This window comes from Rugamonas aquatica, from assembly GCF_009380215.1.
Classification (GTDB): Bacteria; Pseudomonadota; Gammaproteobacteria; order Burkholderiales; family Burkholderiaceae_D; genus Rugamonas; species Rugamonas aquatica_B.
Window position 1 is genome coordinate 410057 of sequence record NZ_WHUG01000005.1, and the last position, 14773, is coordinate 424829.

17 protein-coding genes are annotated in these 14773 nt (G+C 60.8%); 8 read left to right on the forward strand and 9 right to left on the reverse strand.

Going from position 1 to position 14773, the window contains the following annotated elements; translation table 11 throughout:
• Positions 1–65: 65 nt before the first annotated feature.
• The 3 genes from GEV02_RS15770 to GEV02_RS15780 all read right to left on the reverse strand — a co-directional run bounded on the left by GEV02_RS15770 (position 66) and on the right by GEV02_RS15780 (position 3047).
• The gene (locus GEV02_RS15770; protein WP_328595825.1) at positions 66–1091 is read right to left on the reverse strand and encodes a LacI family DNA-binding transcriptional regulator; all 1026 of its coding nucleotides are present in this window, start codon (positions 1089–1091) and stop codon (positions 66–68) included.
• A 75-nt stretch (positions 1092–1166) separates the two neighbouring features.
• Entirely contained in the window at positions 1167–2420 is a 1254-nt protein-coding gene (locus GEV02_RS15775; protein WP_152838883.1) for an ABC transporter substrate-binding protein, read from the reverse strand.
• Positions 2421–2675: 255 nt separating this feature from the next.
• A complete protein-coding gene (locus GEV02_RS15780) occupies positions 2676–3047 on the reverse strand; it encodes a VOC family protein (protein WP_152838884.1) in 372 nt (123 codons plus the stop codon).
• 170 nt (positions 3048–3217) lie between these two features.
• On the opposite strand from GEV02_RS15780, the gene GEV02_RS15785 reads away from it, so the two are divergent.
• Positions 3218–4681, forward strand: coding sequence for a pilus assembly protein TadG-related protein (locus tag GEV02_RS15785; protein WP_152838885.1), 1464 nt, complete (start codon positions 3218–3220; stop codon positions 4679–4681).
• On the forward strand, positions 4678–5247 hold the full coding sequence (locus GEV02_RS15790) for a TadE family protein (protein ID WP_152838886.1): 570 nt from the start codon (positions 4678–4680) through the stop codon (positions 5245–5247). The genes GEV02_RS15785 and GEV02_RS15790 overlap by 4 nt, the downstream gene beginning before the upstream one ends.
• A 4-nt stretch (positions 5248–5251) precedes the next feature.
• Here GEV02_RS15790 and GEV02_RS15795 read toward each other — a convergent pair whose 3' ends face one another.
• The gene (locus tag GEV02_RS15795) at positions 5252–5575 is read right to left on the reverse strand and encodes an energy transducer TonB (protein WP_152838887.1); all 324 of its coding nucleotides are present in this window, start codon (positions 5573–5575) and stop codon (positions 5252–5254) included.
• A gap of 261 nt (positions 5576–5836) precedes the next feature.
• On the opposite strand from GEV02_RS15795, the gene GEV02_RS15800 reads away from it, so the two are divergent.
• Positions 5837–6550 (forward strand): substrate-binding periplasmic protein, encoded by a 714-nt coding sequence (locus tag GEV02_RS15800; RefSeq protein ID WP_152838888.1) that lies wholly within the window; start codon positions 5837–5839, stop codon positions 6548–6550.
• Here the strand turns inward: GEV02_RS15800 and GEV02_RS15805 are convergent.
• The 3 genes from GEV02_RS15805 to GEV02_RS15815 are packed head-to-tail and all read right to left on the reverse strand — an operon-like array spanning position 6547 to position 7704.
• On the reverse strand, positions 6547–6960 hold the full coding sequence (locus GEV02_RS15805) for a MarR family winged helix-turn-helix transcriptional regulator (RefSeq protein ID WP_152838889.1): 414 nt from the start codon (positions 6958–6960) through the stop codon (positions 6547–6549). The genes GEV02_RS15800 and GEV02_RS15805 overlap by 4 nt on opposite strands.
• Before the next feature lie 46 nt (positions 6961–7006).
• Complete coding sequence (locus tag GEV02_RS15810; protein ID WP_152838890.1) at positions 7007–7372, reverse strand: DMT family transporter; 366 nt, start codon at positions 7370–7372, stop codon at positions 7007–7009.
• Between the two features lie 14 nt (positions 7373–7386).
• Entirely contained in the window at positions 7387–7704 is a 318-nt protein-coding gene (locus GEV02_RS15815; protein ID WP_152838891.1) for a DMT family transporter, read from the reverse strand.
• A gap of 225 nt (positions 7705–7929) precedes the next feature.
• On the opposite strand from GEV02_RS15815, the gene GEV02_RS15820 reads away from it, so the two are divergent.
• The gene (locus tag GEV02_RS15820; RefSeq protein WP_152838892.1) at positions 7930–8703 is read left to right on the forward strand and encodes a flagellar brake protein; all 774 of its coding nucleotides are present in this window, start codon (positions 7930–7932) and stop codon (positions 8701–8703) included.
• 146 nt (positions 8704–8849) lie between these two features.
• Here GEV02_RS15820 and GEV02_RS15825 read toward each other — a convergent pair whose 3' ends face one another.
• Positions 8850–10082, reverse strand: a complete 1233-nt coding sequence (locus tag GEV02_RS15825) for a hypothetical protein (protein ID WP_152838893.1) — start codon at positions 10080–10082, stop codon at positions 8850–8852.
• A 66-nt stretch (positions 10083–10148) separates the two neighbouring features.
• On the reverse strand, positions 10149–10505 hold the full coding sequence (locus GEV02_RS15830; protein WP_174999108.1) for a hypothetical protein: 357 nt from the start codon (positions 10503–10505) through the stop codon (positions 10149–10151).
• Between the two features lie 546 nt (positions 10506–11051).
• Here GEV02_RS15830 and GEV02_RS15835 point away from each other — a divergent pair.
• From GEV02_RS15835 to GEV02_RS15850, 4 genes are all read left to right on the forward strand, one after another.
• Complete coding sequence (locus GEV02_RS15835) at positions 11052–12365, forward strand: tyrosine-type recombinase/integrase (RefSeq protein WP_152838894.1); 1314 nt, start codon at positions 11052–11054, stop codon at positions 12363–12365.
• 13 nt (positions 12366–12378) lie between these two features.
• A complete protein-coding gene (locus GEV02_RS15840; RefSeq protein WP_174999134.1) occupies positions 12379–12744 on the forward strand; it encodes a superinfection immunity protein in 366 nt (121 codons plus the stop codon).
• 1091 nt (positions 12745–13835) lie between these two features.
• Entirely contained in the window at positions 13836–14054 is a 219-nt protein-coding gene (locus GEV02_RS15845; RefSeq protein ID WP_152838895.1) for a hypothetical protein, read from the forward strand.
• Positions 14055–14066: 12 nt separating this feature from the next.
• On the forward strand, positions 14067–14444 hold the full coding sequence (locus GEV02_RS15850; protein WP_152838896.1) for a hypothetical protein: 378 nt from the start codon (positions 14067–14069) through the stop codon (positions 14442–14444).
• Positions 14445–14773 lie beyond the last annotated feature (329 nt).

Below are 14773 nucleotides of genomic sequence, written 5' to 3' on the forward strand. Positions count from 1 at the left end.
GTATGTGGAATCGTTTCCAATATACACCAAAAAAAGAGCGTGCGACCAGCGCACACCCTCATTCTTTACGCCTTTTTACCGCCGTCCTGCGCCGGCCCCAGCGAGGCCCGCTGCGTCACATGCAGCGCATACTCGCGCTGCACCGGACGCGCCAGCTCATAACAGTGATTGAGCAGGTAATTCAAGCCGTTCAAGGTCATCTCGCTCCACGGGATATGCACGCTGGTCAGGCGCGGCGCGGTGAATTCCGCGCTGTGCGTATCGTCGTAGCCGAGCACCGACACCTGCTCCGGCACCGCCACCCCGGCCTGCTGGAAGCAGGACAAGGCGCCCACCGCCATCTCGTCATTGGCGCAGAACACCGCCGTGTATTCGTATCCCGACGCCATCAGCTGCTCGGCGCAAGCCCAGCCACCCTCCGGCGAAAACTGTCCATCCTCCATCCACACCGAGGCCGTATCGATGCCCGCCGCCGCCAGCTCCGCCATGAAACCGGCGATGCGCTGCTGGTTGTCCGGCGCGCTGGCGCGGCCGGCGATCACCGCGATGCGGCGATGGCCCTGCTCCAGCAAGGTGCGCGCCGCCAGGCGGCCGCCGGCCTCATGGTCGACGGTGAAGCATTGCCCGGCGATGCTGGCGAAGGCGTGGTTGATCACCACCACCCGCTGCTGGAACGGTCCCAGCGCGACAAAATCCTCGTCCTCCAGCGCATTGCTCATCACGATCAAGCCGTCGCTGCCGCGTTCGATCAGGAAGTTCACGCCCTCGATCGCCTGCTGCCGCGCATCGCCCTCGCCGACGCCGAAGGCCACCACCATGTTCAGGCCGGCGGCCCGCAGCGCGGTGTAGATCGACTGCAGGATAGGCGTGTAAAACGTCCCGCTCAGATAGGGGATGTAGACCCCGATCATCTGCGAACTGCCCGACAGCAGCGTACGCGCCGCGTGCGAGGGGCGGAACTCCAGCTCGTCGATCGCCGCGCGCACTTTTTCCAGCGTCGCCTGCGAGACCGAACCCTTGCCGCTGATCACGCGCGACGCGGTGCCCAGCCCTACTCCCGCCAGGCGGGCCACATCTTTGATGGTTGCCACAAGTCCCCTTATCCGTTCAGTCTATGCGGCGGCAAGCATACCCCATGGCATACGGCGGTGACAAGCGTGGCGGCGTCAGTCGCGCAGCGCGGCGGCGATGCTTTTCTGCGCCTTCTCGACCGGCATCTTGGTGTTCCAGAACGCCGTCAGCACATCCTGCAGCGCGCCGTTCTGGTCCGGCGTCAGGAACACTTCGATCATGCCGACCTGGCGCGACTTGTCCTTCATGATCGCCATGCCGGCCTGGGCGCAGGCGTCCATCGACGCCACATCGATATCGCTGCGCACCGGCAGCGAACCTTTGAGCTTGCTGAACTCCAGCTGCGCGGCCGGCGCCAGCATGGACGTGGCCAGCAGCTTCTGCGCCTTGACGGCGTCGGCGTTGGTGGTTTTCGGGAAGACGAAGGCGTCGCCCTGGATCAGATAGGGCACGGCCGGGCCGAGGCCGGCGATGCAGCCGTAATCCTTGCCGGCGGTCTGCCTGGCGGCGGCGAATTCGCCCTTGGCCCAGTCGCCCATGATCTGCACCCCGGCCTTGCCGCTGATGAGCATGGCGGTGGCGTCGTTCCAGTTGCGGTTGGGCGAGCCGGCGTCGACATAGCTTTGCAGGCGCTTGAAAGCGACCAGCACTTTCCTGAACGCTTCCGAGTTCAGCGCCTTGGGGTCGCGGTCGCGCAGCACCTGCAGGTACAGCTGCTTGCCGCCGACATTGGCCAGCATGGCCTGGAACAGGATGTTTTCCTGCCACGGCTGGCCGCCGTGGGCCAGGCCGACCACGCCGGCCGCCTTCAGCTGGTCCAGCGCGGCGAACAGTTCGTCGGGCGTGGCCGGCTCTTTGGCGATGCCGGCCTTCTTGAACGCCGCCTTCGAATACCAGATCCAGGTCGACATGTGGATGTCCACCGGCAACGCATAGTAGTGGCCGTTGACGCGGATGACGTCGAGCATGGGGCCGGGCATCAGCTGGTCCCAGTGGTCGCGCGCGGCGATGTCGTCGACGTTGTTGAGCGAGCCCTGATCGATCAGGTCGCGGAATTGCTTGGTGGTGTTGAACTGGGCGGCGGTGGGCGGATTGCCGCCGACGATGCGGTTGATCGCCACGGCCTTGGCCTGGTCGGCGCCGGCCACGGCCGTGTCGACCCAGACGCCGCCGGCGGCGCGATAAGCCTCGGCGAATTTGCGCACGGCGGCCGACTCGCTGCTGGAAGTCCACCAGTGCATCACCTCGGCCCTGGGGCCGGCCGGCGCGGCCGCCTGCGCGGCGCCCGCCGTCAGCACCCATGCCGCCAGCCATGCGGCGGCCAGGCCGCCCCTACCCTGCTTAATCATCCTGTCTCCTTGAACGCCGATGTATCCCGGCGCTTGATTATGCATGAGCGCAGCCCGCCCCGTCCCGGTAAAAAATCCGGCGCCGCCCAGGGCGCCGGCAACTTCGATACGAAGAGACGAGGGGTGCGCGTCATGAAGAAACGCATGAATTGGAAACGTTACCAATCCATGTGGACGAATATAGCATTCATTGTTTTTGAGTGTCAACCGTAATTGGCGGAGCAGTGCCGGCCGGCCCTGCTCCGTCAATCAGGCTTACTCGCCTTCGCGCACAAACACGCGCAGGCGGTGGCCGTCGCGGTCGACGGCGACGAAGGTGTAGCCGAAGTCCATCGCCACCGGACGCTGGGCGATGGCGACGCCGCGCGCCGACCAGTCGGCATACATGTCGTTGACCACCGTGCGGTCGGCCACGCTGATGCACAGCTCGCTGCCGCCGCCCGAGGCCAGCGCCTTCGGCTCGACCGTGTGACGCGACCACAGGCCCAGCCTCAGGCCATTCTCCAGCATGAACAGCGAGAAGGTCGGCGCGGTATCCACCGGCTGCTGGCCCAGCAGGTCGGCGTAGAAGGCGGCGCTGGCGACCGGATCGTCGACGTACAGCAAGACATAGTTAGGGCTGATCATGAATGTTCTCCTGGTGGGTTAGCGCGGCGCTCATTTCCGGCGCCGCATGAACACCATGGTAAGACCAGGCTGTGACAGTTTCTGTCAGGAGCGTGGCGCTTGCCTTCGATCAAATTCGAATATTTCCATGTGGATAGAATCGAGCGGTATCGACCACCAGGAGGCCGCGCATGGACACCCACCGCCGCAGGCCGCGCCGGCAGCGCGGCGCGTTTGCCATGATGTTCGGCATAGCCCTGCTCGGCCTGCTGCTATTTGTCGGCATGGCGCTCGACCTCGGGCAGCTGTACAACCGCAAGGCCGAGCTGCAGCTGCTGGCCGACGCCACCGCGCTGGCCGCCGCGCGCGAGCTCAACGGAACCGCGAGCGGTGTCGCCAGCGCGCTGACCAAGGCGGCCACGGCGGCCAGCGAGCTGCATTACCAGCACGGCCAGCTGAGCTTCACCTGGTCCAGCGCCGCCCTGCGCTTCAGCGCGACGCCGGACGCCGCCGGGCCGTGGATGGACGCCGCCAGCGCCCAGGGCGCGCCGGACGGCCTGCTGTACGTGCGCGCCGACACCAGCGCGCTGAACGCCGCCTACGGCCAGGTCGCGACCGTGTTCATGCGCGCGCTATCGAGCACGCTGGCCAACGTCGCCACCTCGGCCAGCGCCACCGCCGGACGGCTGACCATCGCCGCCACCCCGCTGGCCGTGTGCGCGCTGTCGGCCACGCCGGCCGCCGCGCGCCTCAACCCCGGCCCGCCGGCGCAGAACGAACTGGTCGAATACGGCTTCCGGCGCGGCGTCGCCTACGACCTGATGCGGCTCAACGCCAGCGGCCTGACCGCGGAACACTTCGTCATCGATCCGCTGTCGCCGCCCGGCGCCGCCGGCAGCGCCGCCAACACCGCCGACAGCGTGACCGGCCCCTATGTGTGCAGCGGCACGCTGCAAATCCCGCGCCTGCAGGGCGGCGCCGTCACGGTGACGCGCGGCTTCCCGCTTGCCACGCTGTACCAGCAGCTCAACTCGCGCTTCGACCAGTACACGGGCGGCGCCTGCAGCGCCAACGGCGCACCGCCCGACGCCAACATCAAGGCTTATGCCTACGCAACGATCACCTGGATGAGCACGCCGCGCACCATGCAGTCGGCGAAATCGTACAGCGACGCCGGCCACAACAAACTGTGGACCGTGGCCGATCCGCTGCCCTCGCCGGCCGGCACCGTGAACGCCGACTACGGCGCCTTGTGGTCCTACGCCAGGGCCGTGCCCTACAGCGCCTACACGCCCGGCGCGGCCGAGCCGGCGGGCGGCTATACCCCGTTCGCGGCCTCCGCCTGGGTCCAGCTGTACTCGCCCGGCGCGCCGGCGGCGCCCGGCTATCCGGCGCTGCCGCCCTACCAGGCGCTGGGCGGCGCCAACTTCCAGGCGCCGTCCAGCGCCAATCTGCCGGGACAGCGCCTGCGCCGCGTGCTCAACGTGGCCTTGCTGGCCTGCCCGGTGGCGGGCGGCGGCACCGTCGGCGCCAACGTGCTGGCGGTCGGCAAGTTCTTCATGACCGTGCCCGCCACCGCCACCGCGCTGCACGCCGAATTCGCCGGCGCCGTGCCGGACCAGGCGCTGGGCGGCGCCATCGAGCTGCTGCCATGAAGACGCGCGGCGCCGTCACGGTGGAGTTCAGCCTGATCTCCCTGGTGTTTTTTACGCTGCTGTACGCGGTGATGGAAGTGGCGCGCGCGGTGTACCTGCTCAACACGCTGCAAGAGGTGACGCGCCGCGCCGCCGCGATGGCCGCCGTGAGCGACTTCAGCAGCGTGAGCGTGATGGACCAGGTGCGCCAGAAGGCGCTGCTGCGCACCGGGCCCGGCACGCTGATGATGGGGCAGCCGGTGAGCGACGCCCGTGTGCAGATCGACTACCTGGCGCTGACGCGCGCCGGCAACGGCGCCCTGACGCTGACGCCCATCCCCACCGGCAGCCTGCCGGCCTGCGTGGCGCGCGCGCGCCTGAACTGCATCGCCGACCCGAACGGCGCCAGCTGCATCCGCTTCGTGCGCGCGCGGGTGTGCGCGGCCAACGGCAACGGCGGCTGCGACGCGCTGGCCTACCAGACCATGGTGCCGCTGGTCAGCCTGCCCGGCGCGCTGCCGCTGGCGACCACGATCGTCAAGGCCGAGTCGCTGGGCCTGCAGCCGGGCAGTCCGCTATGTCCCTGAGCGCTTACTCCAGTTTCCACACATATTCCATGGTCTGCCACTGCTCGCCGCCGGGCGCCTGGAATTTGCACTTGGTGATGCTGGTGGAGGCGGCCTTGTCCAGGTTCTTGAAGCCGCTGGACTTGCTCACTTTGGACTCCAGCACCTTGCCGTCGGCCGCCAGCTTCAGGCTCAGCACCACAGTGCCTTTTTCTTCATTCATCAGCGAGGCCTTGGGATACTCGATCACGCAGGGCACCTTGGGGTCGAGCGTAGCCATCTTGTCGGCGGCGAAGGCCGGCAGCGATGCCGACAGCAAACTGAGCGCAGCAATGGCGAGACGTTTCATGGGCGTTCCTTATGGTGAGGTAAATGGAATGAACTCTGCCTGCCGCAGCGACGGGATCGCCGCCGCTGTAAGCACTTCGATCCTACGCCTGGCCGCCTGCGCCTGTCGATGCCGGCAAGCCACAGTGTTGCTTTCCTGCAAAAATCCGCAGCGCCTGACGCGGCCGATCCGGATGCTGCCCAGAATCCAATGGCGCATCCGGCGGGCAACGTATATGCTGGTGCTGAGCACCGTGACCATCCACGCACAAAGTACCTGACCATGCGGCGCAGCACCTTCCTACGGCTGGCATTACTGCCCTGGTTCCCCGCCGCCTACCCAGCAGCGCCCGGGAAGCCGGTCATCAACATCTCCACGCTGCTGGGCGTCGACCCCGCCACCGAAATCGCCGAACAAGTGCTGCGCGAAGCCTACGACAGGCTGGGCTATCAGCTGGCGGTGCACCGCCTGCCGGGCGAACGCACGCTGATCTACGCCAACGAAGGCCGCATGGACGGCGAGCTGTATCGCAAGCTGGGCATGGACCAGACCTACGGCAATCTGCTGATCGTGCCGGTGCCGTTGCTGACCTATGAAATCGTCGTGTTCACCCACGGCACCAGCTTCCTCGTCAACGGCTGGGAGAGCCTGCGGCCGTTCACCATCGGCCACGTGCGCGGGATCAAGATCGTGCAGGAGAACACCGCCGGCATGCGGACCGAGGCGGTACCGACGATGGAACAGGCCTTCCAGAAAATGATGGTGGGCCGGACCGACATCGTGGTCGGCAACCGCCTGTCCGGCATAGCGGTCGTCAAGAGCCTGAAGCTGGACGAGGTGCATGTGCTCAGTCCACCGCTGGCCTCGTTCCCGGTGTACCACTACCTGCACAAGAAGCACGAGGATCTGGTGCCCCGGCTGTCCGGCGTGCTGCGCCAGATGCGGGCTGAAAAAGTCATCGAAGCCATACAGCAGCGCGTCGCGCCCGGCACCTAGCCGGCGCCGGTCTCGCCCTGCGCCGACAACAACTGCTCGCCGCCATGCTCCGCCAGCGCCGCATCGAGCGCGCTTTCGTAGTCGGGTAGCGCGCGTTGGAGGCGCGCGCGCCCTTCGCTGGTCAGCACCGTGTAGACCCCGCGCTTGTCCGCGGGGCAGAGATCGCGGATCGTCAGACTGTCACGCTCCAGACGCTCGACCAGGCGCGAAACCGAGCTCTGGTTCAGACGCAGATGCGCGGCCAGTTCCTGCATGCGCAGCTCGGATTTCGGCGAGCGGGCCAGCACTTCCAACGCGCGATATTCCGACAGGCCGATGCCATGGCGGGCTTGAAGAACCGAAGCAAGGGCGGACTCAACATTGGCGACCACTTGGGTCAGGTTGAGCCATGAATCGCTTCTCTTTAACATAAACCAGTCCGTAGTTTCCAATAAGAAATTGCCGGACTATTTTACATCACGGGTTCCTGCGCGCCTGGAGTTTCTCACTGTCCGCCAGCTTCAGCCAGACGACGCCGGCGATGATGAGCGCCAGCCAAAACACCTGGATCAGCGCAAGCGATTGGCCGAACAGAACGCTGCCAAAAACCGCCGCGCCGACCGCGCCTATGCCGGCCCACACCGCATAGCCTATCCCGACATCGATGGTCTTCAGGGCCACGCTGAGCGCATACAGCGTCAGCAGGAAAAACACGACGGCCGAGATCGACCAGCCCGGCAAGGTGAAGGCCTTGCTGCCGCCCACGCTGAGCGCATAGCCGATCTCGAAGACGCCGGCCAGCAGCAGCATGAGCCATGCGCGTTGATTGTCAGTTGTAGTCATGATGGTTGCTTTCCTTATACGCCGCTCAGTTGAAGGCCGACCACGCCCCCGATCACCATCGCGATGCCGACGATCTTTTTCAGGTTGAGCCGCTGCCCGAAGAACAGCGTGCCGAGGACCACGATCCCCACTCCGGCAACGGATGTCCAGATCGCGTAGCCGACGCCGACCGGGAAGGTGAGCAATGCGAGACTGAGGAAATAGGTGCCGATCGCACCGGTGACGAGGGTGGAGACGCTCCACCAGAAGTGCGTGAACCCCTTCGCATTGCCGGCAGAGATAGCGACCGCAATTTCAAAGATCACGGCGATTCCAAGATAGATCCAGTTCATATACGTCCTTGGCTGAAGTTGAGAAACAAATTATATGCATGTGCATGCATTATATTAGCTTTAACGGACATGTCAACAAACAATGGCAGCGTGGCCATCTCGTTGTTCCTATCTCACCATTTCCCTACTCGCAAAATAAATTGCCTTTCGGCAATCTGTGGTCTATGATGAGTTTACAAACAGACCCAAACCGCGTCTGTAGTTGCACTTATCAGGCGAATCGATATGATGCTCAACGAACCCATCGCCGTCCCGATCCGTAAAGGACCGCCACGGCCACAAGATGCAATCACGCCCATCCCGGCGTCGGCCAGCTCCCATGAGATGGCAAGCGAAGACGAGATCGGCGACACGCTAACCCTTCTGGCTTCGCACGGCGACGCGATCTCGATGTACGTGCCGGGCAGCCGCGAACCGGTGCTGGGACGCATATTGTCCGTCGACCCCGAGTTGCCGCATTTCGTGATGGAGCTCAATGAAGGGGCGAGCCTACCTCCAGGCAAGATCACCTTTGTCGCCGTGCTGCGCACCGCGAAACTGCAATTCCGCCTGTCCAACACGGATTGGGATTCGCTGCCCGGCCAGCCGCAGCTGATCCCGATGACCTTCCCGGAAACCTGCGCAGTGCTGGACCGGCGCTCCTCGGAACGCGTGGAAACGCCACTGGGCACGAGTTTCACGGCCGTGCTGGAGCTGCACGGCATCGATCAAGAGTGGTCCATCTATGATTTCTCGCTGGGTGGCGTCGGCCTGCACTGCTCGAAGAGCCAGGCGAAGGGCTTGCTCAAGGGGCGCAAACTGCTGGATGTGCAGTTTGAACTGGATGAGGAAACCGTCATCGTCGCAGAACTGGAAATCCGCTTCACGCGCGCCTTCCGCTCCTTCCTGGCGGGCGAGCAGATCCATCTCGGCTGCATGTTCGTCAACATGACGCCGGAGACCGAAAGCCAGATCAAGAGCGTGATGGATCATTTGAACCATGCCTCGCGGACGCGGTGAAAAATTGCCGCACGGCTTTCGATGACGAGATTACTCAAGCGCTCGTATCCTCCGTGGAGGCACCGAGCCCCATGACTAGCGGGCATTGCCCGCCCGAGGCACTCTTACTCTCAGAATTCTCATGCGCTTTGGGCATGTCGCCACATTCAAGCAGTTTTTTCCTTGCGCCTTGGTGATGGCTTAAACAACTCGAAGTGTGGGGCCAACCCACCATATGCCATATCTTCCAAATCTGGAGAGATAGCCACATTGGCAGCAAAATGCATGCGGTAGTACTGCTCAACAATTCGGAGAGTTGATTCCTTAAAATCGCGATGTCGATCATAAATTACACGCGCAGTTATTTCGATGCCGCGAGCGCTCATGCCTTTACGCACTCGTTCAGTCAAGGTTTCGGCGTTAAAATCGTTGACGAAGATAGCCGTTTTCCTACCGTCGAGTCGGTGAAGTATCTCTACACTACCGCCACAAAGCATTCCTACCCAACTGGCCAGTGAACCTCGGAAAACCCGAAACCGCACAGCATAGGAATTCAGCCTTTTGAAGAAATCTTGAATGCTGGCTGGATCCTCCAGCTTGTCGAGCTGCGCGACGGGGAAGCTGTTCTTCAGGTCAGGCATATTGTTGACGTCCATTACTTTTGCAATCTGGTCTAGCAGCAATCGAATGGTTTTTCGCGAGAGTTTTCTAATTTTTCCGATCTCTTCAATATTGGGCGGAACTTCCCGCTTTCCGGCGCGCCGACAATAGCCCCGGAGCATGTCATACTCGCAAAGCAAGGCAAGGCGAGGAAGAAAGTTCGTGCTGTACTTGGCTGTTAAAGTCCGGCCGGCGTGCTTATCGCTTTTCAGCACTCCCATCTTGCAAAGCCATATGAAACAGTCAAACGGTGCCCCCATGAACTCAAACGAGAACATGCGCTCTACCAACCGATACCGAACCGTAGCTGGTGCCTTTGCGTACTTCGGCAGCAGTGTATTGGTTATCTGAACAACCAGCTGAATGTCGCAATGGTGGACCTTGCTCAGTACGGCAAGCACGATCCCTTGAAACACATGCTTATGATAGGTTTCTACCGATTCATATTGTTCGATCGAAATGCCATCTGGCAGCCGCGGGAGCTTGCCTGGGAAGACATCGTTGAGCAGCATTAGCGACTCAGACAGCTCAGCTTCCATCATGCACAAAACGGCGTGCGAGACGATTTGCTGCCTCAGACCGGAGATGCTTCGCTGTTTCAACTCGCGCTCGAGATCCTCATTGAGATCCAATAGCCAGCAAAGCTCTTCTGTAAATATGCAGTGCACCAGGATTTGGTTAAAGAATAATTTGTCAACCAAATCCAATCCGGCAGTACGAGATGCTGGAATTCGTCCCATGTGTCCACTCTAAAATAGAGGCGGCACAGTCGCCGCCTCGTGTCCAAAGATAAGCAAAGCGGCCGATCAGGCGTTCGAAGTAACCGCTGCAACGCCGCCGGCCACGCTCGCGCCCAACGTTGCGCCAGTTGCGCCCACTACCATCGTACCGGCAGCTATGCCGCCGCCGCCAGCAGCCACTGCGCCACCACCAAGAGCCGCCAACGATGCATTCGCCAGCGCGGCACCGGACAAAGTGCTGATAGCAGTGCCAGTGCTAGCCGCGCCCAGCAAGCCCGTGGCGCCAACCGTTGCCGCAATCGGACCTGCGAATGCCAGGGCGGCACCGCCAGTAGCCACCGTAGCGATGCCAATGGCCAAAGACGTAACGGGGTTTTCTGCGATGGTGTCCACAATATCGCCTACCAAATCAAAAAAGCTCATGACTTTCTCCTGAGTTTGAAGCAGAGAAGACCGCCTTCTCTGCACTTCCTGGGAGGAATTGTAGGGTCAGGGAATTGTTGGGTCTATTGGCCATTCAAGTGTACCGTTTTACACACCGAATTTACCAGACCTGATTGTTCCGGTCATGAGCACTTGATGATGCGAAAACTAAGGCGGCGGCCGTTGGGTTGGCGCCTTCCCGGGATATGCTTTTGGAGAGTCGGGCGGAATCGAACCGCCGATACAGGGATTTACAATCATCGGCCCGAGACACAACAGGGGGATTTTTTCTTACCAAATTCAGAAAAAGAAAAAGCCGGGTTTCCCCGGCCTCATCTAACTCTTTGATTCTATTGGTCGGGGCGAGAAGATTCGAACTTCCGACCCCTTGCACCCCATGCAATTCACCATTCATCCAATACTGTCCACATCAATCTAACAATCCTGTAGAATCATACACTTACAGGTTGCATTCGTCCTGATGTGTCCAGACGAAAACAGCTAAATCCAACTTTTTTCGGTGCATGAACGGTGCACAGGGATGATATGGCAGATATGACAGTGCAGGCTATCCAAGCCTTGAAACCAGCAAGCAGCTACACGAAAACACAGGTCAGCCGTGGCCTGTACATCGGAGTAGCCACCAACGGCGAGAAGGTTTTCTTTGTCCGGTACACGGTCAACGGGAACAAGAACCGCTCCGAGTACCGCCTACCCAAGCTGTTCGGCCTCAAGTCCGGGCCGGGACATATCTCCCTGACAGACGCCAGAGCAAAGGCAACCGAGATACAGGCGCTTGCCAAGCAAGGCATCGACTATCAGAAGAAGCTGGAAGACGACGCCAAGGCCACAGAAGCCCAGACCGCCCAGCAGGAGGCCCAGAACGCCACCGTGCAAGACCTGTATGACGCTTGGTTCCCTACCACCCGACGCAAGGACGGCGGCGCTGAACTGAAACGCTCCTTCGGTCGTGACGTACTGCCTGCCATCGGCACCAAGCCACTGCGCGAACTGGAAGAAGGCCACATCAAGGCACTGATACAGCCCATCTCTGACGCTGGCACCAACCGCAAGGCCGTAGTCATCCTGAACAACCTGAAACAGATGTTCAAGTGGGCCAACGGCCGTCGCCCGTGGAAGCTGCTGGTAGACGATCCTACGCTGAACTTGAAGCCCGAAGACATCACCCAGCCCGACTACGAGGAAGTGGAGCGTGACCGCGTGTTGTCGCAGGACGAAATCAAGGCACTCACTGCCAAGCTGCCTGCGGCCCGACTGGTCAAGACCACGGAGCTTGTAATCTGGCTCACCCTGTCCTGCTGCACCCGGATAGGTGAAACGGTCAAGGCCGAATGGCAGCACGTCGATCTGGACAAGGGTGAATGGTTCATCCCCGCAGAGAACACCAAGGGCAAGGCACCAGAACACACGGTTTTCCTGTCCGACTTCGCCAAGCGTCAGTTCCTGGCCCTCAAGGCCATCACCGGCGATAGCAAGTGGTGCTTCCCGAACGAGGACGGCACCGACCACCTGAACACCAAGGCACCGACGAAGCAGATTGGCGACCGTCAGGCGTCACTCAGGGATGCGAAACCACTCAAGAACCGGAGCAAGGCCGGTGATTCGTTAGTCCTGTCCAGCGAGAAGTGGACACCGCACGATCTGCGCCGCACCGGGGCAACCCTCATGCAAAGCCTTGGAGTGGAACAGCATGTCATCGAACGAATCGCCAACCACGCCGAACAGAACCGCATGCAGCGCATCTACCAGCGATTCGACTATGCAGCAGAGCAGCGGGAAGCATGGGCCAAGCTGGGCGCACTGCTGACCGAACTCACCGCACCACCAACTCAACCTTAACCTTGGAAATCAAATGGACGCACTGTTACCGTTCCTCGTCGTATTCTTCATCGCCTTCTACATGCTGCCCCTGATCGTCGCTATGAACAGGAAGCACACCAACACTACGGCCATCGCCGTCCTGAACGTGCTACTGGGCTGGACCTTGCTGGGCTGGGTTGGTGCGCTGGTGTGGGCGTTCTCGTCCCAGCCTGCGGCAGAGGAAGCAGCTACGGATGGGCAGGCAGCGCTAGCACCGGAAAAAGCCGTTCCTAAAAATTTGGGAGCCGCTTCCAGTGACCTGAAAGACTGCCCGTTCTGCGCTGAACCGATCCGGGTTGCTGCTATCAAGTGCAAGCACTGCGGTAGCGACCTGACAGCCGTAGCACAGCCAGCCTGACCCCGCCATACAGCTACGGGGCCATCCGGCCCTGTACGCTTCTCGCAGCACCCCGCCCCTATTCTTGAGTTCCTGAAAATTCAGGAGCTAATCGACACTTGCTCGCAGTCATCAAAGGCTCAGAAAGGCACCTTACAGGCCCGTAGCGACGACTTCTCGACCCACTGGCTACCCTCGTATACCCTTGGCACGAAAATCGCTTACAGAGCCTCTAAATCGTTCTTGATGGGAAGGTGTGTTGGTTGGCAGGAATGCCGGGGATGGTGGAGCGTAGGGAGTGGATGCGGTAGCAACCTGCGCCGGGATAGCTCTTGAGTAGTACGACCACTGTAGCTACTCATGTTGTACAACCTTGGTATATAACTAGGCTCTCTATACAACTACACACTACCACTCTATAAAATAACTAAGAGTTATACCTTATGTAGTACAACTTATGCATAAGTTATATAACATAAGTATTACCCTACACTCGCTGCGCTCGTTCCGGGGTGAAGTTTATCATGCCGATAGGATTTTGTCAATTAAGCAGTTCATGAGCTTGACTATCATAGCATGCTGGAACTGGATCGAGCAAGACCTCAGCCCCTGCCAATCGGAGTTTTCCGGCCAGAGTTACTAAATAGGCAATCATCGACACACAGAAGGCCAGAGTTCGTAAGGCGAAGCCAGCACCCAGTTTGCTAAGCAAGCTCGTGCGAGAAACCGCAATTTCCCCGCAACCGCAAAAATGCACCATAGCTGGTTACGTGGACCACTACCGGGTAGCAAGAAACCCCTCACCTCACCCCACAAAGCCCCATCAGGCTTCGCAGCAAAAACCCGGCGAGTTGCAGCACCGGCACCAGCTCAAACCCCTGCAAACACCCCCCCCCCAAACCACCCGAAAACACCCACCCCTACCAAGCTCATCAAAAAGTCAAAAATAAAACTTGACACATCGGTTTGTATGTGATCCTTATTTGACAAAAGCACTCCCTCGTGCCATAATGGCGGTATCTGTCGGATGAAGTAGGAAGCTATCCGGTACGACCTGAAGAACAACTCCCACAAGAAAATTTGATTAATCCTGAACCATAGGAGCTATAGCCATGTCCGCACTACATGCACCGCCTACGTTCGGCGGCAAACTGAACAACGACCGTTACTACGAAGCGGTCATAAGCACCATCAGCGCGCTACGCCCAGCCTCATCGCTGCGCACTATCGCCGATCACCTGACCACAGCCGGTTTCCTGACCCCTAGCGGGTTGCCATGGAACCGTCGCCGGGTATCAGACTTCATTCGCAACACAACAACTCAGAGTTAAAGGAACGTAATAATGACCGCATCAACAAAGCCTTACGCAGTTACCATCAACGAACACAGCAGCACCGCCTTTGCGCAGGCCGCTGCCCTGATCCGTCAGGGCTACGTGTTCACAGAAGCTCCACCAGTTATCTACGAGATTAACGGTCAAGCATCAATCAATCTGGTTCTGGGGGCACCCACCCCGTACGCGATCAAAGCGGCGGAAGCGACCATCAAGCTGTACACCGATCTGGCAGAAGCTGCCGATCAACGTCAAGTCGAGGCAGCAGCACGGCTGACCGCCGAAGCCGTCGAGAAGCAGCAGAAGAAAGCGGCGCTGGACGCCCAAATTGACGAGCAAACCAAAGCGCTGCGTAAGCTGCGCGACCAAGCCGCCAAACTGAAGTAAGCCCACCCAGCCGCCATCCGGCGCGCTTCGGGCCTCCTGGCCCTCGTCGCACAAACACAAACAATTACCTGCCGCAGTCGCTCCCGTCAACCCGGTGCGTTCATCACGTCCGCGTGTTTCGTCGCGTCTGCGCGTAGGCCAACAATAGGAAAACAAAAATGAGTTTTACCACCTCGCGCAGTACGCCGAAGGCACCAGCGCAACTTACCCACGCAGGCCAACGCGCCTACCTCCCATCGGGTGTCGCTCTTGAGAAGCGCCTCCTGTACATGACTCGGACGGCATGGAAGGCAGTTGAGTGCCTGAGCCAAGCACGTCACACCGGAAAC